This window comes from Niabella pedocola, from assembly GCF_021044425.1.
GTDB classification, from domain to species: Bacteria; Bacteroidota; Bacteroidia; order Chitinophagales; family Chitinophagaceae; genus Niabella; species Niabella pedocola.
This window is the reverse complement of record NZ_JAJNEC010000007.1, coordinates 356,504-378,246: the sequence shown is the minus strand read 5'-3', so window position 1 is coordinate 378,246 and position 21,743 is coordinate 356,504. Positions and strand designations below refer to the sequence as shown.

The 21,743-nt window shown below is 48.8% G+C and carries 16 protein-coding genes and 1 tRNA gene; 3 read left to right on the top strand and 14 right to left on the bottom strand.

Annotated elements, in window-relative coordinates:
* The first annotated feature begins 44 nt into the window (after positions 1 to 44).
* A complete protein-coding gene (locus LQ567_RS22545) occupies positions 45 to 755 on the top strand; it encodes a tRNA1(Val) (adenine(37)-N6)-methyltransferase (RefSeq protein WP_231008112.1) in 711 nt (236 codons plus the stop codon).
* On the opposite strand, the gene LQ567_RS22540 is transcribed toward LQ567_RS22545, so the two are convergent.
* The 13 genes from LQ567_RS22540 to LQ567_RS22480 form a co-directional block, all read right to left on the bottom strand.
* The gene (locus LQ567_RS22540) at positions 756 to 2,036 is read right to left on the bottom strand and encodes an HAD-IIIA family hydrolase (protein ID WP_231008111.1); all 1,281 of its coding nucleotides are present in this window, start codon (positions 2,034 to 2,036) and stop codon (positions 756 to 758) included.
* A gap of 95 nt (positions 2,037 to 2,131) precedes the next feature.
* Positions 2,132 to 2,707: a D-sedoheptulose-7-phosphate isomerase gene (locus LQ567_RS22535; RefSeq protein ID WP_231008109.1), complete on the bottom strand. Its 576-nt coding sequence runs from the start codon at positions 2,705 to 2,707 to the stop codon at positions 2,132 to 2,134.
* Positions 2,708 to 2,709: 2 nt separating this feature from the next.
* Positions 2,710 to 3,732 carry a GHMP family kinase ATP-binding protein gene (locus LQ567_RS22530; RefSeq protein WP_231008108.1) on the bottom strand — a complete coding sequence of 341 codons (1,023 nt, stop codon included), beginning with the start codon at positions 3,730 to 3,732 and terminating at the stop codon, positions 2,710 to 2,712.
* On the bottom strand, positions 3,716 to 4,915 hold the full coding sequence (locus tag LQ567_RS22525) for a glycosyltransferase (RefSeq protein WP_231008107.1): 1,200 nt from the start codon (positions 4,913 to 4,915) through the stop codon (positions 3,716 to 3,718). The genes LQ567_RS22530 and LQ567_RS22525 overlap by 17 nt, the downstream gene beginning before the upstream one ends.
* Before the next feature lie 59 nt (positions 4,916 to 4,974).
* Positions 4,975 to 5,919, bottom strand: a complete 945-nt coding sequence (locus LQ567_RS22520; protein ID WP_231008106.1) for a glycosyltransferase family 2 protein — start codon at positions 5,917 to 5,919, stop codon at positions 4,975 to 4,977.
* Positions 5,920 to 5,921: 2 nt separating this feature from the next.
* Entirely contained in the window at positions 5,922 to 6,404 is a 483-nt protein-coding gene (locus tag LQ567_RS22515) for a DUF4199 domain-containing protein (protein ID WP_231008105.1), read from the bottom strand.
* Positions 6,405 to 6,415: 11 nt separating this feature from the next.
* Complete coding sequence (locus LQ567_RS22510) at positions 6,416 to 7,681, bottom strand: dihydroorotase (RefSeq protein WP_231008104.1); 1,266 nt, start codon at positions 7,679 to 7,681, stop codon at positions 6,416 to 6,418.
* 477 nt (positions 7,682 to 8,158) lie between these two features.
* Positions 8,159 to 8,232: transfer RNA gene (locus LQ567_RS22505), tRNA-Pro, on the bottom strand.
* A 104-nt stretch (positions 8,233 to 8,336) separates the two neighbouring features.
* Complete coding sequence (locus tag LQ567_RS22500; protein WP_231008103.1) at positions 8,337 to 9,602, bottom strand: histidine-type phosphatase; 1,266 nt, start codon at positions 9,600 to 9,602, stop codon at positions 8,337 to 8,339.
* A gap of 79 nt (positions 9,603 to 9,681) precedes the next feature.
* A complete protein-coding gene (locus tag LQ567_RS22495; RefSeq protein ID WP_231008102.1) occupies positions 9,682 to 11,367 on the bottom strand; it encodes a RagB/SusD family nutrient uptake outer membrane protein in 1,686 nt (561 codons plus the stop codon).
* Positions 11,368 to 11,381: 14 nt separating this feature from the next.
* A complete protein-coding gene (locus LQ567_RS22490; RefSeq protein ID WP_231008100.1) occupies positions 11,382 to 14,330 on the bottom strand; it encodes a SusC/RagA family TonB-linked outer membrane protein in 2,949 nt (982 codons plus the stop codon).
* 217 nt (positions 14,331 to 14,547) lie between these two features.
* Complete coding sequence (locus LQ567_RS22485; protein ID WP_231008098.1) at positions 14,548 to 16,158, bottom strand: DUF6377 domain-containing protein; 1,611 nt, start codon at positions 16,156 to 16,158, stop codon at positions 14,548 to 14,550.
* 216 nt (positions 16,159 to 16,374) lie between these two features.
* A complete protein-coding gene (locus tag LQ567_RS22480) occupies positions 16,375 to 17,421 on the bottom strand; it encodes a LacI family DNA-binding transcriptional regulator (protein WP_231008097.1) in 1,047 nt (348 codons plus the stop codon).
* A 112-nt stretch (positions 17,422 to 17,533) separates the two neighbouring features.
* Here LQ567_RS22480 and LQ567_RS22475 point away from each other — a divergent pair, with 112 nt between their 5' ends.
* Together LQ567_RS22475 and xylA are read left to right on the top strand one after the other, a co-directional pair.
* Positions 17,534 to 19,048 (top strand): xylulokinase, encoded by a 1,515-nt coding sequence (locus tag LQ567_RS22475; protein WP_231008096.1) that lies wholly within the window; start codon positions 17,534 to 17,536, stop codon positions 19,046 to 19,048.
* A 4-nt stretch (positions 19,049 to 19,052) separates the two neighbouring features.
* On the top strand, positions 19,053 to 20,381 hold the full coding sequence (gene xylA / locus LQ567_RS22470; RefSeq protein ID WP_231008095.1) for a xylose isomerase: 1,329 nt from the start codon (positions 19,053 to 19,055) through the stop codon (positions 20,379 to 20,381).
* A 39-nt stretch (positions 20,382 to 20,420) separates the two neighbouring features.
* Here the strand turns inward: xylA and LQ567_RS22465 are convergent, their stop codons facing one another.
* A complete protein-coding gene (locus tag LQ567_RS22465) occupies positions 20,421 to 21,584 on the bottom strand; it encodes a serine hydrolase domain-containing protein (protein ID WP_231008094.1) in 1,164 nt (387 codons plus the stop codon).
* Between the last annotated feature and the right edge of the window lie 159 nt (positions 21,585 to 21,743).

Genomic DNA, 21,743 nt, shown 5'->3' with positions numbered 1-21,743 from the left:
GGTTATGAAGAGCATTCTTTACCGTTTATTCTCCATCTTTGCATATGCCGAATCCGTATTTCCGTTTTAAACAGTTTGTAATTTACCAGGACCGCTGTGCGATGAAAGTAACCACCGATGCCTGTCTGTTTGGAGCGTGGGTGGCCGGCCGTATCGTGGCGGAAGCGGCAACAGTACTGGATATCGGAACCGGAACGGGATTGCTGAGCCTGATGATTGCACAGACCGGAAATCGAATGATTGATGCGGTTGAGATACAGGAAACCGATTATCAACAGGCTGCAGAAAATATTGCGCAAACAGACTGGCAGGCATCTATCCGGCTGATAAAGGGCGATGTACTGGAACAGGCGTTTCAAAAAAAATATGATGTGATCATCAGCAATCCACCCTTTTATGAAAAGGATCTTAAAGGCGGGCAACTGCATAAAAACATTGCACATCATAGTGCCGCCTTATCCCTGCAGCAACTGCTTTTGTTTATCCGGGAACAACTGACTGCCGGCGGTACCTTTTTCCTGCTGTTGCCGGCCAGGAGGGAGGCGGAGCTGATCCGGCAGCTGGAACCCCTGGGCATGCATCTTAACAGCTGCTGTTATGTACATCAAACAGAAAAACATGTGCCGTTCCGGATCATGGTGGCGGGTACCTTTAAGAAAGGCCATTACCTGGAAGAACGGATCGTGATCCGTAACGGGAATGCATATACGCCGGAGTTCAAAGCGTTATTGCAGCCCTATTACCTCCATCTCTGATCAGGGAAGCTGGGCCGCCAGGGCCTTCAGGTCGGGTAACTGCAGGTCGATATACGGATGGGGCAGTTCCTCCGATGCATTGGTTGTGGTGAGGTAAATGGTTCGCATGCCGGCATTGCGGCCAAATTTCATATCGGAAATATTATTGCCTACCATCACCGACCGTGTAAGATCGATGTCCGGAAAATCTGCTGCAGCCTGTAAGGCCATACCGGGGTTGGGTTTCCGGAAAAAATCGCGGGAATCTACCGCCGTTGCAAAATAAATGGCAGGAATATGACCACCGCTTTTTTTGATTTCATCGCTCAATAAATCATGAATGCCCTGTAATGCGGCTTCATCCATCAATCCTTTGCCAATGCCACGCTGATTGGTAACTACGATCACATGCCGGAAGTAATGGGTGAATTTATGAATGGCTTCCGGAACGCCGGGATAAAACCGGAATTCATCTTTATGAAATACATAACTCTCCGGTTTCTCTTCATTGATAACGCCATCCCGGTCAAGGAACAACGTCCAGTCACTGGTTAACGCTGCAAGGGTAAAAGGAGGGGCCTGGAAGTCGTGCTGGGCGCGGTTGTAATCCTCAGGAATACCGATGTCAATAAAATATCCATCGGCGGCTGCGCCGGAAAACGCTCCTTCGTTTACGAATTGCTCCAGGTATTCCTTTTCAAAGGAAAATTTTGCGGGGAATCCTTTTTGCAGGAAAGCCGCTTTTTGTATCAGGTATACGCCGGCGTTGATCAGCCCGCTTTCATAATATTGTTTTTCCCGGAAGCTTAAAATCTGCTGCTGTTCGTTGGTGGTTACGACGCCATACCGGCTGAACTGCTGCATGGATTTTAAGGCCAGTGTACAATCCGCCTGAGTTTGGTGGTGCAGGGTTAACAGCTGCTGTGCGTCAAACGCAAAAAAGCTATCTCCGTTTACCACAAAAACATCATCCCCGGTTGTTTTTTGCAAAGCCAGTTGTATAGCACCTCCGGTTCCCAACGGTTCTTCTTCAATACAGCAATCATATTGCAAGGTTGAAAACTCCCGGGCCAGGTAATCTTCAATCACTTCATGCTTATAACCCAGGCTGAAAACAATGCGCTGAATTCCCTGCCGGCGCAGGTAATTGATCACATAATAAAGAAAGGGACGCCCCGCAACGGGGGCCATACATTTAGGAAGGTCCGGCACCGCTTCGCGCAACCGGGTACCCAATCCGCCCGCCAGTACAATGGCCTCCTGGCCTTTTTCCCAGCTGCCTTCCACACGTTTTTGAAGCATACGATCTGTTTCAGTTTAAAGTTCCTGTAGAACGTTTCAGGTCTCAAGTTCCGGGTGCTGCTGTATGCGTCCGGAACTTACAACCCGGCACCGCTTTATTGAAAATATTGTTCCTCTACCAGCTGGCAGATGCTATGTCCCAGCAGCATATGGCATTCCTGGATACGGGGGGTATCAGAGGATGGGATATTGATCAAAAAGTCTGCGTTTGCTTTCAGAAGACCGCCGCTGGCACCGGTGAATCCAACGGTGATCATGCCCTTGGTCTTCGCGTGTTCAAAGGCCCGCACAATATTCTGCGAATTTCCGGAAGTGCTGAGCCCGATCAGTACATCGCCGCTTTTGCCGATACCATCGATGATGCGGGAATAGATCAGGTCAAAGCTATAGTCGTTGGCAACTGCTGTCAGGTAGGATGTATTGCAATGCAATGCTTCCGCCGGAAGAGCCTTGCGGTCTTTATAAAAACGTCCGCTGAATTCTGCAGCCAGGTGCTGGGCATCTGCCGCGCTTCCCCCATTGCCGCAAAAGTATACGCTGTTGCCGTTTTGAAACGCCGTTACAATGGTACGGATTACGGTTGCTACGGTTTGCAGCAGCTGATCGTCTTCCAGTACCTGTTTTTTTACATCAATAGAAGCCTGTACGAGAGATTGGAGTTGATGATTCATAATTAAACTGTCCAGGTTTTTAAACCGTGTTTTACAAATTGATAGTTGCGGTACTGGCCGCCAAACTGTTCAAGGCTGGCCCGTACCTTATATTTGGTATTGCCGGGGCAATAAAAGATCATAAAACCACCACCACCGGCGCCGCTGATCTTTCCTCCCGAAGCCCCGTTCTTCTGGGCCGTTTCATAGATGGTATCGATCAGCTGGTTGTTGATACCGGCAGCCATGCGGCGTTTTTGCTCAAAGCCGATATTCAGGATCCGGCCAATTTCATCCAGCTGTCCTTTTAACAAGGCCTCTTTCATCATTTGTGCCTGGTGTTTTAACTGGTGCATGGCTTCAATAGACTGGCTTTTCTTGTCGGTTACATTCTTGCTTTGTTCAATGATGATCTTTGCCGACTCCCTGCTGGTGGAAGTGTAGTAAAGAAGCAGGTTGTTTTCCAGTTCATCCAGGTACCGCTGCCGGATGCGCAGGGGGTTCACGATCACCTTGTCATCGCTGTAAAACTCCATATAGTTTACCCCACCGAAGGTGGCCGCATATTGATCCTGGCGGCCGCCGGCGAGCTGCAGGTCACTGCGCTCGATCTCGTAGGCATAGTGTGCAATATCGTATTCACCCAGGGGAAGCTGCAACATTTCTACAAATGCTCCAACAATAGCTACCACCAGGGTGGAGGAGGTTCCCAAACCGGATCCGGCCGGTGCATCTACATAAGTGCTCAGGCGGAACCCTTCATTGGTGAACGGATAATCTTTTTGTATGCGGTTGTAAACACCTTTTAGCAGATCGAGGTGCCCGTTGAGGGGAAGTGTGTCAGCCCAGCTGAAAACTTCCGATTCATCCCGGTCCAGGGCTTCGAGCGAAATCTTTCCGTCGTTGGTTCGTTCAATGGTGGCATTGGCATTTAAAGAAATGGTGGCATTAAGGATGGCGCCGCCGAACTCATCGCAATAAGGGCTTACATCCGTGCCTCCGCCTGCGAGTCCAACCCTTAAAGGTGCTTTACTTCTGTGAATCATCTTTTTTCGATTTATCAGCCAGATCAGCAATGGCATTGACCAGGTGATCCCAGCTGTATTTTTCTTTTTCGCTGCGAAGATGTGGAATAAAGTGGGTTTTTCCTAATCGGAAATATTCGTTAATGGCATTGGCAATGGAGGTGGGTTCGGGTTCGGCCACCAGCCCGCTTTTCATATGCGGAACCAGTGCCGGTAAACCGCCTACGTTGGTTACCACCATCGGTTTTTCAAAATAATAGGCCAGGGGTGTTACCCCGCTTTGGGTGGCATTCCGGTAGGGTTGTACCAGCAGGTCTGCGGCGCATAAGTAATACCTGACCTCACTGTCAGGGATAAAATCGGTTCGCAGGATCAGTAAGTCGCGGATGCCCAGCTGGTCGATAAGGGCCTGGTAGGCGGCCGCATCTTCGTAAAATTCACCGGCGATCAGCAATTTGGGAGTTGAGGTTTGAGATTTGAGATTTGAGGTTTGAGATTTCTGATTTCTGATTTCTGATTTCTGATGGCTGATGACCGAGATGGCTTCCAGCAGAAGGTCCAAGCCTTTATATTTCCGGATGAACCCGAAGAATAAAATGATCTGCTCCTCCTCCGGAAGTTGCAGATGCCGGCGTGCTTCGGCCTGGGAAACAGGCGCACCAAAATTGTCGTACAACGGATGAAGCACCTGCAGGGCCGGCTTTTGGGTAAACCTGCGCAGATCGGCAAACACCTTTTCACTCATGGTGATAAAGCCATCACAGGCTTTTACAAAGTAGTTGGTGAAAGGGATATCGCCGGGTCTTTTTTCGTGGGGAATGATATTATCGGCGATGCAGATGATCCTTGTTTTTTTATTTTTCCGGATCTGCCGGAGAATAGTGCCCAGCGCGGGCCCCATAAAGGGAAGCCAGTAACGGACCACTACAATGTCCGGTGCTTCTTTTGCAATTTCACGGCCAACCTGTATCCAGTTAAACGGATTAACCGCATTGATACGGGTATGGATGGTGATGTTTTCCGGTGCGGGATCATCCGTATATTGCGATTTTCCCGGGAAAAGAAAGGATGGGTATTGTAATGAAAAGGACCAAACCGAACAATCATAGCCGCTGTCCGTAAATGCTTTTGCAAGCCGGTGATTGAAGGTGGCCAATCCACCCCTTAGGGGGTGCGCAGGTCCTATAATAATTACTTTTGGCATAAAAGAAAGCACAGCGGTTTACGATTGAATGCTTGAAGCTTCATTGAACCTTAAACAAATTAATCCAGCCCTGTTTTTGCTTCAATTAAATAGGCATTCCGGCTTGGCGCGTTCCGCGAGATCAGCTCCCCGATAAAACCGGCCATGAACAGCTGTACGCCGATGATGATGGCCACCAGGGAAATATAAAAAACCGGGCGATTGGTAATGGAAAAATCGCTGCTGATAAATTTTGTAATGATCAGGTATAGTGCAGATAAAATCCCGATCATGAAAAAGATCATGCCCCAAACACCGAAAAAGTGCATCGGGCGTTTGGAGAACTTTCCTACAAACGTAATCGAAAGCAGGTCCAGGAACCCATTGATAAACCGATCCCAGCCAAATTTGCTTACCCCGTATTTGCGCTTGCGGTGCTCTACTACCTTTTCCCCGATCTTTTTAAAGCCGGCCCATTTGGCCAGCACCGGTATGTAGCGGTGCATCTCCCCATATACTTCAATGCTTTTGATCACTTTCCGGTTATAGGCTTTCAGGCCGCAGTTAAAGTCGTTGAGCTGTATTTTAGATACTTTACGGGTAACCGCATTGAAAAATTTGGAAGGGATGTTTTTGGTAACCGTATTGTCATACCGCACTTTCTTCCACCCGCTTACCAGGTCGTACCGGTCTTCCCGGATCATTCTGAACAGCTCGGGTATTTCATCGGGACTGTCCTGCAGGTCGGCATCCATGGTAATGACCACATCACCCTGTGCGGCCCGGAAGGCTTCATTCAATGCGGCAGACTTGCCGTAATTGCGCTGGAATTTGATACCCCGGATGTTGGGGTTTTTTTCACGTAGGGAACAAATGACCTGCCAGGAATCATCCGTGCTGCCATCGTCTACAAAAAGGATCTCGTAACTGAAATGGTTTTCCTGCATGACCCGGGCAATCCATTCGGCCAGCTCGGGCAACGATTCCTCTTCATTTAATAAAGGTATAACTACAGAAATGTCCATTTTTAGTTTTTCTTTGACAAAGATAAGGTGCCTGCTGCGGTAACGGTAACAATTACACCAATCAGCAGGTATTGGAAAATGGTTTGCGATACCATTATCGGAACATAATACTTGCGGGTGGTTTTTGCTTCCTGTTCTATTTCATCCGGTGTACGGTTATAATCTTTAGCGGTTTTCAGGCGTTCCTGTTTGGTGGCTTCTATTTCACGGTCGATCATTTTTCCGTTGGCCTGGAAATAAATAAATGTATAAAGCGCCATGATCAGGGCCACCACAACAAAACAGCGAAAGCCCTGGTTGAACAGCACGCCGAATGCCGCGCCTTTCTGGCTATATACGGCCCAAACAATACCGGCTCCGTAAATTAAAAATACGAGGTATTGTAAAGCCGAGTTTGTAGGTACTTGCTGCCAAAGCAGCAGCAATCCCAGCAATACCATCAGTATGCCTGTTATCAATCCCTTCCTGGTTGCGTTTAAAATCATGCGTTGTGAAACTAAAATGAAAGATTTGTCTGATTGTTATGAATGATGCCCAGCGGTTTTCCTGTTAAGGTTTTCCCAATGAAAGCGGAATTCCGGCTTTGCGACAGGATCGCGTCTGTATTCAATACCCATTGCCGGGCGGGATCAAAAACCGTTAATGAAGCGGCGGCTCCTTCCTCAATGGAGGGCACCGGCAATCCCAGTATCTTCCGGGGATTAATGGACAGCAGTTCTACCCAGCGATCCTGCGGCATCTCCGGTAATACGGTATTGAGCACCGCGTAGGCGGTCTGTAAGCCAAGCATCCCGTTTTTGGCATATTCAAATTCCACCATCTTATGATCGGTATTATAAGGAATATGATGAGAAGCCACACAATCGATGGAGCCGTCTGTAATGCCTTTCAGCAGCGCCTTCCGGTCATTAACCGTGCGCAACGGCGGGTTTAACTTCAGGTTGGTATCGTAGGTGTTGAGGTCTTCCTCGGTAAAAAACAGGTGTGCGGGTGTTACAGAAACGGTCACATTTGTTTTTTTCTGCCGGGCTTCTTTGATCAGTTTCAGCGAAGCCGCGGTGGTAACCCCTGTAAGATGCAGGCGGGAACCGGCATATTCGGCCAGTTTAAGGTCACGGGTAATCAACAACTCCTCGGCAATGGCCGGCTTTGCCTGGAGGCCTAACCGCGTAGACAGGATGCCTTCATTCATCAGGCCGTTGGGCTGTATATCTTTATTATCCGGCAACTGGATCAATACCCCGTTAAATGGCTTAATGTATTGCAGGGCCTTTACCATAATATCCGAAGACTGGATGGCATTTTTGCCATCGGTGAAGGCAATGGCGCCGGACTGCCGCATATCATAGATCTCGGCCAGTTCCTTACCGTCTGTATTTTTAGTAACCGCACCTAACGGGTGAATGCTTACCGGCAACTGTGCGGCTTTTGCGCAAATATATTCCACCACTGATTTTTGATCAACGGCCGGTTTGGTATTGGGTACAATACATACGTCGGTAAACCCTCCGGCGGCAGCAGCGGCACTGCCACTTGCCAGCGTTTCGCGGTATTCGAATCCCGGATCCGCGAAGTCTGCAAACAGATCTGTCCAGCCCGGACTTATATGCAGCCCTTTTGCGTCCAATACTTTGGCGCCTTTCTGAACCAGGTTTTTACCAATAGACTGAATGACTCCATTTACGATAAGGATATCTGCGGTGCGACCATTAAAAGAGGAGGTGGGGTCGATGATCTTGGATTGCTTAATGAGAATTTTCATTAAGGTGCGAAGATAAGCGCAATTTCTGATTTTTAAAGGAATATGCAGGGAGATAATGGAACCGGCACCTGAAATTCTATGAAAAAGCTGTTGTTAACGAAGGTCAGCAACATTTGTTTTTACATGCTCTATGCAAAGTGGTTTTTTGTGGAAAGATCGGATTCGGACCTGTAATTTCCTGCACCGGGGCGCAAGCATCAACCTAAGTGAAAGTGGAAGCCGGGTGCTACATTGATCTACATGGGAAATACACCATACTTCAGGTACTCAATCTGCCAGTTGTAGGTATATAACCCGGAATGCATGCAGGAGTTGTTGATCTATACAGTCCGATGGGCTTATTATAAGTTATGACAATATGGAGGTGTAAAAGCGCAAAGCTGGAGCTGCATGGTCCACCCTCATATACCAACGAACCGTTGTTACAGAATGCGCTAAGGGCATAAAAAAGCCCAGCATTTGCTGAGCTTCTATTCGTCGGGACGACTAGATTCGAACTAGCGACCCCTTGCACCCCATGCAAGTGCGCTACCGGGCTGCGCCACGTCCCGAACCGGATCCCGTGTTACCGGGAGGGGTGCAAATATACTGTTTTTTATTGTTCAAAAAACAGAAAAAATAGTTTTCGCGATAGAAAGTATTTATTGTGTTGTTTTTATAACTGTTTCTTATAAAAGGATTTCACATCCTCCCAGCGATAATAAGGTGCGGTTTTTGTTGAAACGGGTGGTACCAGTACTTCTTTTTCATGCAGCAGGAATTTTACCAGGATATCGGATGTACCCGTATTCCTCCTGTAAAAAACGATCTGGATATTCCCAGCCATGGGGGCTACTTTAAAATCACTCCAGGCTTTATAAACGTCTGCAGGAGCCGCAACGCTGTTATAACAATCTTCAAGGTGCAGGAGCATTGCCAGGGGAATGATATTGCCGTCGTGTGCAAACCGCAGGTCGGCGCCCCTGCCTCCGGAGCGGATAACTGCATCCGCGCTGTCCAGGATGTCTTTCAGCAGCGGCCGGGTATTTTCCATCATGATGCCGCCGTTGATGGCCGCGTTTGCATCATTCACATAGGTTTTATAATTTTTGCATTGCCAGAGGTCAAAAAGTTCCTGTGGGGTAAAGAGGTCATAAAAAGATCCCGGAGTTTCAATATTCTGCATGCCACCGGCGATGGCAAATAAGGACCACATAAGGGTTGCCGGATCGGTTTTTCCGCGAAGAAAGCCGGTGTCCGCAAACAAGGATCGCAGTAACCGGTTCGGGTGTACGTGTTCTTTTTCAAATTGCTGGTACCCGGGCCTCCAGGTATTGGCTGCCGAGCGGAAGGCGATGGCTTTTTCGGTATGATGGTTCAGGTAGCGCTGCCATTTCAGGCCTGCGTTCCGGGGAATTGTAAGCGCAGGATTCAGTTCCTTTAGCCGTTCGCAAAACGCATCCATGCTTAATACGCAGCGCACAATTGTGGTGGCGCAGGCAGACATGCGGCTTTCGCCGGTAAAAACACCGGCATAGTTGCGGTACATCCGTTCGGCTATGCCCCGCTGCTCGCGTACTCCCTGCGGGGAAAGATCACCTCCGCGAAACTCCACCTCCTTCCAAAGTTGTTGAAGCCGTTTTCCTACATCGTTGCCCAGGGGGGTGAGTGCATGGCCTTTGCGGGCCGCTTCAAAAAGATCGATCATGTCTTTGTATTCACTGTCGCTGATGAGGTACCGCGATCCGTGCCGGCCCAGGTGGCTGATGTAAAAAGGACTGTAGCCGGGAGGTGCGGGCGTTTGGGGAATGATCTCTTTTTCGGGGTAGGCAACGTATACCCCCGCGGTTTTTTCAGGATGCTGAAACAGTGCTTCTTTTGATGTCTGCGCGGCAGTCCGGCCCGGGACAAAGCACAGCAGGATAAAATAAAGGGCTCTCATTGTTTGTTTGAAAAGAATAAGGAAGTGCTTCGGGGCTGTGTACCTGTAACTGTTCCCCTGGCACTTCCGGGTTGATGAATCATTTAAAATCGGGGTTTTGGGTCAGGTTGGGATTGACCGTAAATTCGTCCTGCGGAATGGGAAACAGTTTGAATTTATCATCGATATCCTTACCGGTGTAATTGTTGGCCGTTCCATCGCTGCCCTTCCAGTCCCAGTTATAGCCTTTTGTAAATTTATTGAAGCGGATCAGGTCCGTACGCCGCACCGATTCCGTATGCAGTTCGCGTGCGCGCTCATCCAGGATAAAATCCAGCGTTAGCTGGCCATCATTGATTCTTCCGGAAACACCGCTGCCGTAATTGCCGGATAAATAGGCCCGGTCGCGGATCTCGTTTACATAGTTTAAGGCTTCTGCCCGGCTTCCGCCGGCGCCCCGCAGTATGGCTTCCGCGGCCATCAGGTAGGCATCGGCAGTGCGAAACATCGGATAATTCACCGAGCTGTACGTCGTTCCTCCAGGTGCCAGGTCTTTGCGGTCCTTTGTTACATTGCGCCATTTGATGCTGGCATACCCGTTGTTAAAATCGTTTTGGAAACTTTTGCCGGCAACCCATGTAGCTTTGGTATGTCCGATGGTAAAGAACTGGGCCCGCTTATCTTTTTTATTATCGCCCCAGGTATCGGTAGCATCGAAGGTTTGGTCGGATAATTCGAATTTGTCTACCAGCTGCGTTTTTACGCGGGCATTTCCCCAGCCCCGGGCACCAATCCCGGTAAGGTAATAATTGCTCATATCGCCGTTGATGAGCGCTTTGATCTGGAAATTGGTGCCGGCACTGTTAATGGTATTGTTCTGGTCCTGTACCAGTGGCCATATGATTTCTTTACAGGTGTTGTTATCTGCGAGGAATACAAAACGGTAGTCCGGTGCCAGGGGATAGGTAGTATTTGCAATAATGTTTTTTGAATATTGATAGGCTTTTTCATATTCATTTTTTCCAACCCATGTTTGCGCATTGAGGTATACGCGCGCCAGCAGGAACCAGGAAGCTGCCTGGTCTACGCGGCCGTATACATTTGCGCCCGGTGCCTTTAGCTGTGTTTTTACAGCCTCCAGTTCGGAAACCACATAGTCGTAAATGGCGGCCCGTGTTTTTTGCTGGGGGATGAGGCCTACGGGCATTGTTTCATCGATAAACGGACCTGAACCGTAAAGATCGCAGATCATGCTGTAGCAATAAGCGCGGATAAAGCGTGCTTCCGCACGGTATGCGTCGATGTCATTTTTCAGTGATTCGTATAAACCCCGTTCCTTTAATTTATCATCGGTGGCTTCGCGTAAAAATTCATTGCAATAAGCAACCGACATATAAAGGCGGTAATAGGAATACTTCATGATCATAGTAGATGGGTTCCAGTTCAGGAACAACAGGTCGCGGGAACCCTGCGAACTGCCGGAGTGAAGGGCCACTTCATCGGTAGTACATTCCTGCAGATAGAACAGGGCACGTGTGTAGCCGCTGTAACCCACATCCAAACCGCCCAGGTCTCCATCGCTGTCCGGACCGGCCTGACCATTTAAAATAAGTGAGCCGTAGCATTTGGCTAAAACACCCTGGTACCCTGCGGCCGTTTTATATACATCTTCATTGATGAGTTGTTTTTTGTTAAGCGGCAGGGTATTCAGATCTTTAAGGCAGGACGATAATCCGCCTGCGAGTAGCAAACAACTGAGTATAAAAATAAGATTGCTGCGTTTCATAATTTTTGGCTCGTTTAAAAGTTAAGATTCAATGACAGGGTATAGATCCTTGGCCGTTGGTAAATATTGTTGTCGAGGCCCGTATAAATTTCGGGGTCTACGCCTGAATAGTTCGTAAATGTGTGCAGGTTCTGGGCACTGAGCGCAATGCGCAAACCGGCATCATCCTTCCATAATTTTGAAATGGTGTACCCCAGGGTGATATTATCCAGCCGGTAAAAGGCGCCGTTTTCTAAAAAGAGATCTGAAAAATAACGCTGCTGGGCAAATCCCCGTTCCAATGCGGCGCGGGAAATATTACTTGATACTTTTTCCGAACTGAACAGCGAGATCAGCGCCTGGTTGGCCTGCTGGTAGTTGAACACGTAGTTTCCGAAACTGCCGTGGCCGTTGATGCCCAGGTCAACCTGCTTATAGCGCAGCCGTGTGGAAGTGCCGTAATAATACGGAACTCTGGAGCTCTTACCGGTTATGTATTTATTGGCATCCTGTTCGCTGCTGGTAATGCTGCCGTCTTTTGATATGTATTTGCCCTCAAGCGGTTTGCCGTTATCATCATACGCCTGTTTCAGCAAAAAGAAGGTGTTGGGGGTTTCACCTACTTTTTGCACCTGGAAATCATTACGGCTGATGGTACCTGTTTTAACATAATTGTTTTCGGTATCGATCGTATTGAGCTTTTTTATTTTAGCAGTACCATAGGTGAAGTTGCCGTTAATGCTCCATTCAAAATCGGTTGTTTTTACAGGGGTGCCGCCCAGTGCAATTTCAAATCCTTTGCTTTCCATATCGCCGATATTGGTTTCGATAATATTGGTGAAATTGCTTCCCGCCGGAACGGCGATCCTGTTTAAAAGATCACGGGTATAGCGGCTGTAAAGATCCACACTACCAATGATGCGGTTCTTCAGCAATCCGAAGTCGAGCCCGAAATTATAGGTACCGGTGGTTTCCCAGCGGATGTTGGGGTCGTATCCGTTCGGGCGGTACATGTTTAACCAGTCGTTGCCAAACCGGTACCGGGCTGCGTCGGTAGAAATGGTATAGCTGGCCAGGTAGGGATGGTAGCCGCCAATATCCTGTTGTCCTGTTTGTCCGTAACTGAGCCGGAGTTTGAGGTCGGATATCGTATGACTGTTCTTAATAAAGGGCTCATCGGCCAGGCGATAGGCCAGGGCGGCAGATGGAAAATATCCCCAGCGGTTCCGGGGCGCAAAGCGGGAAGAAGCATCTGCCCGCAAAGTACCGGTAAGCAGGATCTTTTGTCCGAATGAATAATTCACCCTTCCGAAAAAAGAAAGCAGGTATAACACATCTTCATCAGGAACCGAAGTATCATCTACTCCTTTTACCACGCTTTTGGGAACGGTTTTGTACCAGAAGCGCTGCCATTCATAGCCGGCCATTGCATCTACCTGGTGTTTGGGTGCGATCTTCTTTACATAATTGGCATAGGCCGTAAAGATATAATTGGTGTTCTGATCATCCTGCGTAAGCAAACGTCCGCGTCCGTCGTTCCGGTTGGAGGTGTACATGGAAGGGGCTTTATCCGGTATGGTTTCCGAGTAATTCCGCTTGCGCACATCATAGCCCAGGTTCATATTCAGGCGCAGGTCTTCAAAGCCATGTACTTTATAGTCCAGCGCAATATTGCCGATCGAGCGTTTAACCTGGTCCAGTTTGTCGGCCAGCTCCAGATCGGCTACAGGATTACTGGCAGCCAGTGTTACGGGCTTGCCACCGTTCATCCATACATAATAACCCAGGCCCGTGCTGTCGGGGTAGGTTTCATATACCGGCCGGGTTGGATCAAAGGTAATAGCGCTGCCAATGACCCCGTTCGATACCGGTCGTTCCCGTTCAATGCTTCCTTTTAAATTGATATCGAGCGACAGGTGCCGGTTTAGAAATTTAGGAGAGAGGCCCAGGCCCAGGTTGGTACGCTGGTAGTTATTATCCTTCAGGATGCCGTTCTGGCTGGTGTAACCGGCAGACAGGCGATAGGGCAATTGACCCGGGTTTCCGGTTACCGAAAGATTATGGTCATTCCCGATGCCTGTTTGATAGATCTGCTGCTGCCAGTTGGTGCTGGCGGTTCCCAGCTGAAAATCTGCCGGAGCGTTTGCTTTTTCTGCAAATAGTTTCCGGTATTCATCGGCAGAAAGTACATCATAATACCGGGGTACCTGGCTCAGCGTAAAATTGGATGCATAGTTGATATGCGGTTTTGACCCTTTAGTACTGCCTTTTTTGGTTGTAATGATGATGACGCCATTGGATGCACGGGAACCGTAAATGGCCGTGGCCGAAGCATCTTTTAATACAGTAAAGGTTTCGATATCGTTCGGGTTGATGGAGCTCAACGGAGCTCCGCTGCCAACGGGAACCCCATCGATCACGATGAGCGGATCATTGGAGGCGGAAAGGGAAGCGCCCATGCGGATGCGGATCACCCCTTCACTTCCGGGTGCCCCGTTGCCGGGTACAATGTTGACCCCGGCTATTTTCCCCACCAGGGCATCCTGCGGCGTTACCTGTAATCCCTTATTCAGCGGATCCGGTTTCAGTGTGGCCAGTGCACCGGTTGCGTCTCCCTTTTTTACCTGTCCATAGCCGATCACCACAATTTCGCCCAGGCTTTCTGCCGATTGCTCCAGGTAAACAGTCAGGTTGGCCGGTTCCTGCACGGCTATTTCCTGGGTTTTATACCCGATACTGCTGATTACAAGGATGGCATTGGCCGGGAGTTGGATATGGAAATTTCCATCGGCATCCGAAGTAGTGCCGGTCATTTGTCCCTTAATATAGATACTGGCCCCGGCTACCGGCTTTTGAGTGGCCCGCTCGATCACTGTTCCCCTGGCATTTGTTAGTTGCTGTCCGGAGACCTGGAAACGTGAACATAAAATTGCGATCAGGCATAGAAAAGCCAGCAGGCCTTTCCTGCGAAAAATACATTTCATAAACGGATCTGATTTAGTTTTTTTGATATGAATATGGCAAAACACAATTCCCCGAAAATATCGGAAGCGGGTGCACGGCCCATCACCAGGAGAAACGGAAAGTAGGAGGTAAAGTGCTGTTTTTTATTGCAAGTGTTTGGTAATTAGGTTATTGTTTTGCACAGGGAGTTATAATAAAGTAGGGGTTTGCCGGTTGCAAAGTAGGTGCCGGACCCGGTCATTTCCCGATTTGCTGCATCCTGGCGGCAAATTCCTCTTTGGAAACGGCCAGTTTGTTCTTTATTTTCAATTTGTAATTGTACACGGTTTGGGGCGAGTAATGCAGGAAGCCGGCAATTTTGCTGCTGTCGGTCACGCCCAGCCGCATCAATGCAAATACCCGGAGTTCGGGGGTAAGAATGTCTCCGGCCCTGGGAATGATCTGCTCTTCTTTTTTCAGCAGGGCATTAAACGCGTCTACGAAATTGGGGTAGATATTTAAAAAGACGGCGTCGAAATTCTGAAAGAATTCCTTCAGTTCATTGGTTACAAGCGATGCGCTTCCGGTAATTTGAAGTGCCTCATCTGTTTGGCGGGCCTTTAGTTTTTTATGAAGCGTTAGCCGGTAGTTTTCCAGTTTATTGATATAGGAGGAACAAAGGTTGAAGACATAACCAATATAGGTTTCTTTTACCTGGTCCGATTCGGAGAGTTTTTTGTTTACCTCTTTTAATGCTTCGTTGATGACCGTTAGCTCTTCATTGGCGTTCCGGATAAGTTGTTTTGCCGCGGATATCTTTTTGAGCTGATTGTAAATAAATACGATACAGAGCGTAAGTACCAGGGTAAGCGCCGAAATAAGCAAAAGGTATTTAAAAAGACTGTCCTTTTCCTCCTTCATCTTTTTGTCGTAGGTAGCCACAATAATGGGCAATGCCTCCGAGATTTCAATCATCCGGAAACGGGCTTTGCAAAAAGTAGCATCCTCCATACAACACCGGATATAGGTATAGGCACGCTCCAGGTCACCTTCCTGGTACAGCAATACCGTCAGCTTCCGGAGGGCTATATAGCTTTTAACGGCTCCCTGTATATCGGCAATAGCAGCAATGGCCAGGTATTTTTTTTGTTGTTCTGCATTGCCCAGTGCTTCGTATATGTCGGAAAGCCCGTAGGCGATGGCGCCCCGTTCGGCTTCCTTACGCCCGGGTGTTTGGTAGCAGCGGGTCATCAGGGTAAGGGCCTCGTTGTATTGGCCTGCTTCCAGGAGTTTTCCGTTCTGAATCAACTGGTAATCGAGACTTTGGGGATCGGTTACCTGCAGCAATGAATCTTTGTAACCTTTAATGAGATCCTTGTAATATAATTTCTCTTCCTGCGAGAGGGCATTTTGCAACAGCAGGGAACAAATCGAGTGGTAGAGGTGAAAAAAATAACGCCACTGCTGCGGATCCAGGTCGCTCTTCCGGATGGCATCGATGATGTCAAATGTTTTTTTGTACATCCCCATTTTGCCCATGATCTCGGCAATATTCATCCGGGACTCGTATTGGTATTGACGGTTTTTTAACTGACCGGCGATGTCATTTTTCCGTTTTGCTGCCTCCAGTGCCGTGTCCAGGTTGTAATGTTTATACTCCATGAACAGCTGGTTATACAGGCTATAGCTCTTTTCCGGGTTGGTATTGCGGTTGATCTGTTCCTTCAGGCTGTCCAGGCGCCCTTCCTTGATGCGGGCAAATTGAGGCCGTTTTTTGATCGAGACATCGAGCAGATGCAACAGTGAATCCGTTTGAGCCAACAGCAGGGTAGGAACGTAAAAAATAAAAAGGAAAACAAACTTCTTCATAAACACCAGCAAATAACAATACAGGAGAAAACACTCAATTCGCCACAATAATATAAAAAAATGACCAGCATTGTATGAATCCAGGCCGCAACCCGGGGGTGAATGCCTAAATTCGCCGGCGGAGTTATTGGTGTATATCCGGCAGTTAAACCGTTTTTAGCAGAACATGAAGGGCGCGCCTGTTGCTTCGCTCATGACGGGTGTAGCCGTAAAATATTATTTATGGCCCCGGCGTTGCCGGGCTTTTTTTACGGATGATTCACGGATGAGCAGGGTACTGGAAATGATGACGCTTTTATGTTCGGCCGTTGCTTTGCCATTCTTTTTTGTTTTGATCTTATCGATCAACATTTGCGCGGCGGTTTCGCCCATTCGTGTGCCTGGATAATCGATGGTAGACAGCCTGGGATTAATGAGGCTGCCGAGGATATCATTGTTAAAACCCATCATCCCGATATCCTCAGGAATGCGGATGCCGCTCCGCTGCAGTTCATCCATGCAAACCGCCGCAGCGAAATCGTTGGTAATAAAAAAAGCATCGGGCTTTTGCTTCAGTAGTTGATGCATTACCGCCAGGGTATCTTCCCGGTTCAGGCTGCAGCTTTCCACCAGCAGCGGATCAAAGCGGATATGATGATCCGTTAGCGCCTTCTTGTAGCCCCTGAACCGGTCTTCGTACACATTCCGCTGTAAACTGGCGGTGATATGCGCAATACGCCGGTAACCCTGTTGCAGCAAATGGGTGGTGGCTTCGTAGCCCGCTTTAAAATTGTCGATCACAATTTTATTGCAGGGCATCTTTTTAGCAACCCGGTCAAAAAAAACAACCGGGATCCCCTGTTCAAAAAACGGGTTGAAATGATCGGTGGCTACTGTGCTCATGGCCAGCGATACGATCAGCCCGTCTACCCGTTTATTAAAAAGATTGCGGGTGTTGGCAATTTCCCGTTCACCGTCTTCACCGGAGTGGGCAATCAGGATATCATATTTTTCCCTGGTGGTGATCTTCTCAATGCCGGCCAGCACAGAGGTGGAAAAATAGGAGTTAACCTCATGCAGGAGTACACCAATGGTACGCGACTGCTGTTTGCGCAGGTTGCTGGCGATGAGGTTTTGACGGTAACCCATTTTATCGGCCATGGCCCGGATCTTTTCCCGCGTTTTGGGTTTTACCAGCGGACTATCATCCAGTGCACGGCTGATGGTAGCCGTAGAAAGATTGAGCGCACGTGCAAGATCATATATGGTCACCTGTTTTTCCATAGCAGCAAATGTACCCCTTTTCCGTCCATTTTATTTCTATAATGAAATCGATTACATTTTAAAAAACAGTATATTGCATCCGTTCCCCGGGCGGGAACCAAAAAAGGAACGCATGATTGCTGAAAAAAAGAATCGTTTTTTACTGGGAATTGATATCGGAACCTCCGCTGTGAAGGTTGCCCTGGTGAATGCCATCACGCAGACGGTGGTGTGTACGGCATCCTGTCCGGACACGGCGGAGCGCAGTATTCGATCCGTACAACCGGGTTGGGCTGAACAGGATCCCGGCCAATGGTGGGCCGATGTAGAAGCGGCGATCCGTAAACTGGGGGAGCAGCCAGACTGCAACCTGCAGGCCATTGAAGCGATAGGGATCACGTATCAAATGCACGGGCTGGTGGTTACGGATGCTGCAAATAACGTGTTGCGTGACGCCATCATCTGGTGCGACGGCCGTGCCCTGTCCGAAGGGGGACGCGCATTGCAGGCTATCGGAAAGGAACGGTGCCTGCAGCATTTGCTGAATTATCCCGGCAATTTTACGGCAGCCAAACTGGCCTGGGTAAAAGCGCAGGAACCGGCCGTTTATGACAAGATCCAAAAAGTGATGTTGCCGGGCGATTATATTGCGCTCCGGCTGAGCAATACGGTTACCAGTACGGTTTCGATGCTTTCGGAAGGCACATTCTGGGATTTCCGCAGCAACACGGTGTCGGAAGATATCCTGGATTTTTTTGGATTTGATCCCCGTTTTTTTGGAGCCCTTCAACCGGTATTCTCGGTTCATGGAACATTAAGTGCAGCCATCGCGTCAGCACTGGGTATGAAGGCCGGAACACCCATCACCTACAAAGCCGGCGACCAGCTGAACAATGCGCTTTCATTAAACGTATTAAAGCCGGGTGAAATAGCAACCACCGCCGGCACCAGCGGGGTTATTTATGCCGTAACCGATCAGTTGGTTTACGACCCGCTTTCGAGGATCAATAGTTTTGCGCATGTAAACCATCTTCCGGATCGGGCGCGTATCGGGCTGTTGCTTTGCATTAACGGTGCGGGTATCAGCAACCGTTGGATCCGGGATTGCACAGGAGGAATACATTCTTATGCCCGGATGAACGAAATGGCTGCAGGCATAGCGGCGGGTGCCGCAGGTCTGCGCTATTATCCCTTTGGAAATGGTGCGGAACGGATGCTGGAGAACACCCTGGTAGATGCGGGTTTTTCCGGCATCGATCTGAATCTGCATACACCGGCTCATTTGTACCGGGCCGTTCAGGAAGGTATTGCGTTTGCCTTCCGGTACGGGCTGGATATTATGCGGGAAAACGGGCTGCGGGCAACTGTTGTAAAGGCGGGTAAAGCCAATCTTTTTTTAAGCGAGGTATTTGCCCGGGCGTTTGTAAATGTTACAGGACTTACACTGGAATTATATCACACCGACGCCAGTGTGGGAGCCGCCATCGGTGCGGGCATCGGGCTGGGAATATATACGGAGACCAATGCTTTTGAAAACCTGCAGCGGGTGGCCGTAATTACACCGGATGCATCACTGCAGGCGATTTATGAAGCCATTTACCAGGAATGGCGGATACAACTGGATCAACAAATTCATCAAAATAAATAAGGTTATGCAGGTACTTACAGGAACTACTGAATATTTTAAAGGAATCGGTCCGGTAACATTTGAAGGACTGGAATCGGATAATCCGCTGGCGTTTCGCTGGTATGATGAAACAAGGGTAGTGGCCGGCCGGCCGTTAAAAGACTGGCTGCGTTTTGCCTGTTCCTACTGGCATTCTTTTAACGGAAACGGATCCGATCCTTTTGGCGGACCTACGCATTTTTTTGCATGGGATCAACGCAGCGATGTGCTGGACCGGGCCCGCGATAAAATGGACGCTGCATTTGAATTTTTTACAAAAATGTCGCTGCCGTTTTATTGTTTTCATGACGTGGACCTGGTAGATTATGGCAACGACGTGGCGGAGAACGAACGGCGGCTGCAGGCCATTACCGATTATGCGCTTGAAAAACAAACAGCTACCGGCGTACAATTATTATGGGGTACCGCCAACCTGTTTTCGCATGTACGGTATATGAACGGGGCTGCCACAAACCCTGATTTCAGGGCAGTGGCCCATGCCGGAGCCCAGGTAAAAGCAGCGTTGGATGCCACGCTGAAGCTGGGGGGCGAAAACTATGTGTTCTGGGGTGGCCGCGAAGGATATATGAGCCTGCTGAACACCAACATGAAAAAGGAACAGGAGCATATGGCGCGGTTTTTACACATGTCAAAGGATTATGCCCGGAAACAGGGCTTTAAAGGCACTTTTTTTATAGAACCCAAGCCCTGCGAGCCTACCAAACACCAGTACGATTATGATGCGGCAACAGTGATCAGTTTCCTGCGGCAATACGATCTCCTGAACGATTTTAAATTGAATATAGAAGTGAACCATGCAACCCTGGCCGGTCATACATTCCAGCATGAGTTACAAGTGGCCGCGGATGCGGGGCTCCTGGGTTCGATGGATGCCAACCGGGGCGATTACCAGAACGGATGGGATACGGACCAGTTTCCCAATAACCTGAACGAACTGACCGAGGCGATGCTGATCATCCTTGAAGCCGGCGGGTTTAGCGGGGGCGGGATCAATTTTGATGCGAAGATCCGGCGGAACTCAACGGATGCTGCGGATCTTTTTTATGCGCATATCGGTGGGATGGATGCTTTTGCACGGGCATTGATCATTGCAGATAATGTGCTGCAAAAATCCGAATACCGGAAACTGCGTGCCGACCGTTATCAATCCTTTGCGGATGGGCCCGGACGGGATTTTGAAGAAGGCACCTTAAGCCTGGAGGCGTTGCGCGACCTGGCCATTCAAAACGGAGAGCCGGAGCAGATCAGCGGCAGGCAGGAGTACTATGAAAATATCATCAACCGGTTTATTTAAGATATAAAACGTTTTCCTGTAAACGGCGGTCGGTTGCTTTTAAGGAGCAACGGCCGCCTTCTTTTTTCCGATTAGCCGTGCAAGGGCAAAGCAAAGCTGGTCGACCCGTTCTTTCTGCGGATGGAATGCAGAAATATTTGAAAGAATGATGATGCCTGCTTGAGCGGCGATATCGATCGCCATCGATGACGTATATCCCCCGGTGCCCCCGTTATGCCAGTACAGTTGGCGGCCGTCATTGGTGTGGATAATATGCCAGCCCAGCCCCATTTGCATCCGGTCGCTTACCGTAAACGTGGGCATTCTTGTAAGCGCCAGCTCCTTATTGGATGCATGAAATTGCGCCGTAGCAAACATTGCCAGGTCCTGTGCACAGGATAGCAGGCCCCCTCCGCCAAACAGCACGTCAAAATCCCAGTTGGGAACTTCGTTGCCTTTTTCATTGAGCCCTTTTACAAGCTGAGAACCGGTCTGCCGTGCACTGGTGTACGTATGTTGCAGGTGGTATTTGTTCAACACAAGCTTCTTTAACAGTTCCGGGAAACTGGTTTTTTGCGATAATCCGAGTGTATACCCCAATAGTCCCGCGCCCAGGTTGGAGTATTCAAATTTTTCTCCTGCCGGTTGCTGCAGGCTCAGTTCATTTTTAAGGTAATCTTCAAGCTGAAGGCTGCCGTAATTTTTGTAAGGATTCAGCGGTGCCGTTCTTGCTGCCGCAAAATTGGAGGGAAGTCTCGGAAGTCCGGAGGTATGATTGGCCAGGCTTTTGAGATCGGGCTGAATGTTCTGGTTAAATAAGAATGGGTAATAAGGATTGATCTTGTCTTCGAGCTGTAATTTTTTTCTGGTCACCAGATCCGCCAGTACCGTAGCGGTAAATACTTTGGTAATGGAGCCGATCTCAAAGATGGCGGTGCTGTTGTTAACGGCGCGGATACGCTCCTGATCCTTTATCAGGCCAACGAAAGAAACCGTTCCGTTTTGAAGCACCGCGATGGAAAACTGCGTCTTCTCAGGAAAATTTTTGAGTTGTTCCATGGCCATCTCCGGGATCCTCTGGTCGCTGATGGTATCCGTAGCCGGCATGATCTTTTCACCGGTTACAGAAGCCCGGGGCTGCAACCGGCCGGTTAACGGTCCGCCGGATATATAAAAAATACTGCCCGCAAGTAATGGCAGCAAAAACTGCAGTGATCGGTTCATATGCTGAAGTTGATGGTATGGGTTAAATACTAAATTCTAAGCACTAAATTTGAAAAAGTCAAATGGAAAGCGCCAAAGATCAAATAATAAAGATCAAATAGCAAAAAACAAATTTCAGTAAATGCTGAATTTTAAGATCTCAAATAACAGGCAAAGAGC

What these genes read in the sequence shown, in the direction of transcription:
- LQ567_RS22535 (WP_231008109.1), bottom strand. Translation starts at nt 2,707, where the DNA reads ATGAATCATCAACTCCAATCTCTCGTACAGGCTTCTATTGATGTAAAA.
- LQ567_RS22515 (WP_231008105.1), bottom strand. Translation starts at nt 6,404, where the DNA reads ATGATTTTAAACGCAACCAGGAAGGGATTGATAACAGGCATACTGATG.
- LQ567_RS22490 (WP_231008100.1), bottom strand. Translation starts at nt 14,330, where the DNA reads ATGAAATGTATTTTTCGCAGGAAAGGCCTGCTGGCTTTTCTATGCCTG.
- LQ567_RS22525 (WP_231008107.1), bottom strand. Translation starts at nt 4,915, where the DNA reads ATGCCAAAAGTAATTATTATAGGACCTGCGCACCCCCTAAGGGGTGGA.
- LQ567_RS22500 (WP_231008103.1), bottom strand. Translation starts at nt 9,602, where the DNA reads ATGAGAGCCCTTTATTTTATCCTGCTGTGCTTTGTCCCGGGCCGGACT.
- LQ567_RS22545 (WP_231008112.1), top strand. Translation starts at nt 45, where the DNA reads ATGCCGAATCCGTATTTCCGTTTTAAACAGTTTGTAATTTACCAGGAC.
- LQ567_RS22510 (WP_231008104.1), bottom strand. Translation starts at nt 7,681, where the DNA reads ATGAAAATTCTCATTAAGCAATCCAAGATCATCGACCCCACCTCCTCT.
- LQ567_RS22520 (WP_231008106.1), bottom strand. Translation starts at nt 5,919, where the DNA reads ATGGACATTTCTGTAGTTATACCTTTATTAAATGAAGAGGAATCGTTG.
- LQ567_RS22475 (WP_231008096.1), top strand. Translation starts at nt 17,534, where the DNA reads ATGATTGCTGAAAAAAAGAATCGTTTTTTACTGGGAATTGATATCGGA.
- LQ567_RS22480 (WP_231008097.1), bottom strand. Translation starts at nt 17,421, where the DNA reads ATGGAAAAACAGGTGACCATATATGATCTTGCACGTGCGCTCAATCTT.
- LQ567_RS22465 (WP_231008094.1), bottom strand. Translation starts at nt 21,584, where the DNA reads ATGAACCGATCACTGCAGTTTTTGCTGCCATTACTTGCGGGCAGTATT.
- LQ567_RS22495 (WP_231008102.1), bottom strand. Translation starts at nt 11,367, where the DNA reads ATGAAACGCAGCAATCTTATTTTTATACTCAGTTGTTTGCTACTCGCA.
- LQ567_RS22530 (WP_231008108.1), bottom strand. Translation starts at nt 3,732, where the DNA reads ATGATTCACAGAAGTAAAGCACCTTTAAGGGTTGGACTCGCAGGCGGA.
- LQ567_RS22540 (WP_231008111.1), bottom strand. Translation starts at nt 2,036, where the DNA reads ATGCTTCAAAAACGTGTGGAAGGCAGCTGGGAAAAAGGCCAGGAGGCC.
- xylA (WP_231008095.1), top strand. Translation starts at nt 19,053, where the DNA reads ATGCAGGTACTTACAGGAACTACTGAATATTTTAAAGGAATCGGTCCG.
- LQ567_RS22485 (WP_231008098.1), bottom strand. Translation starts at nt 16,158, where the DNA reads ATGAAGAAGTTTGTTTTCCTTTTTATTTTTTACGTTCCTACCCTGCTG.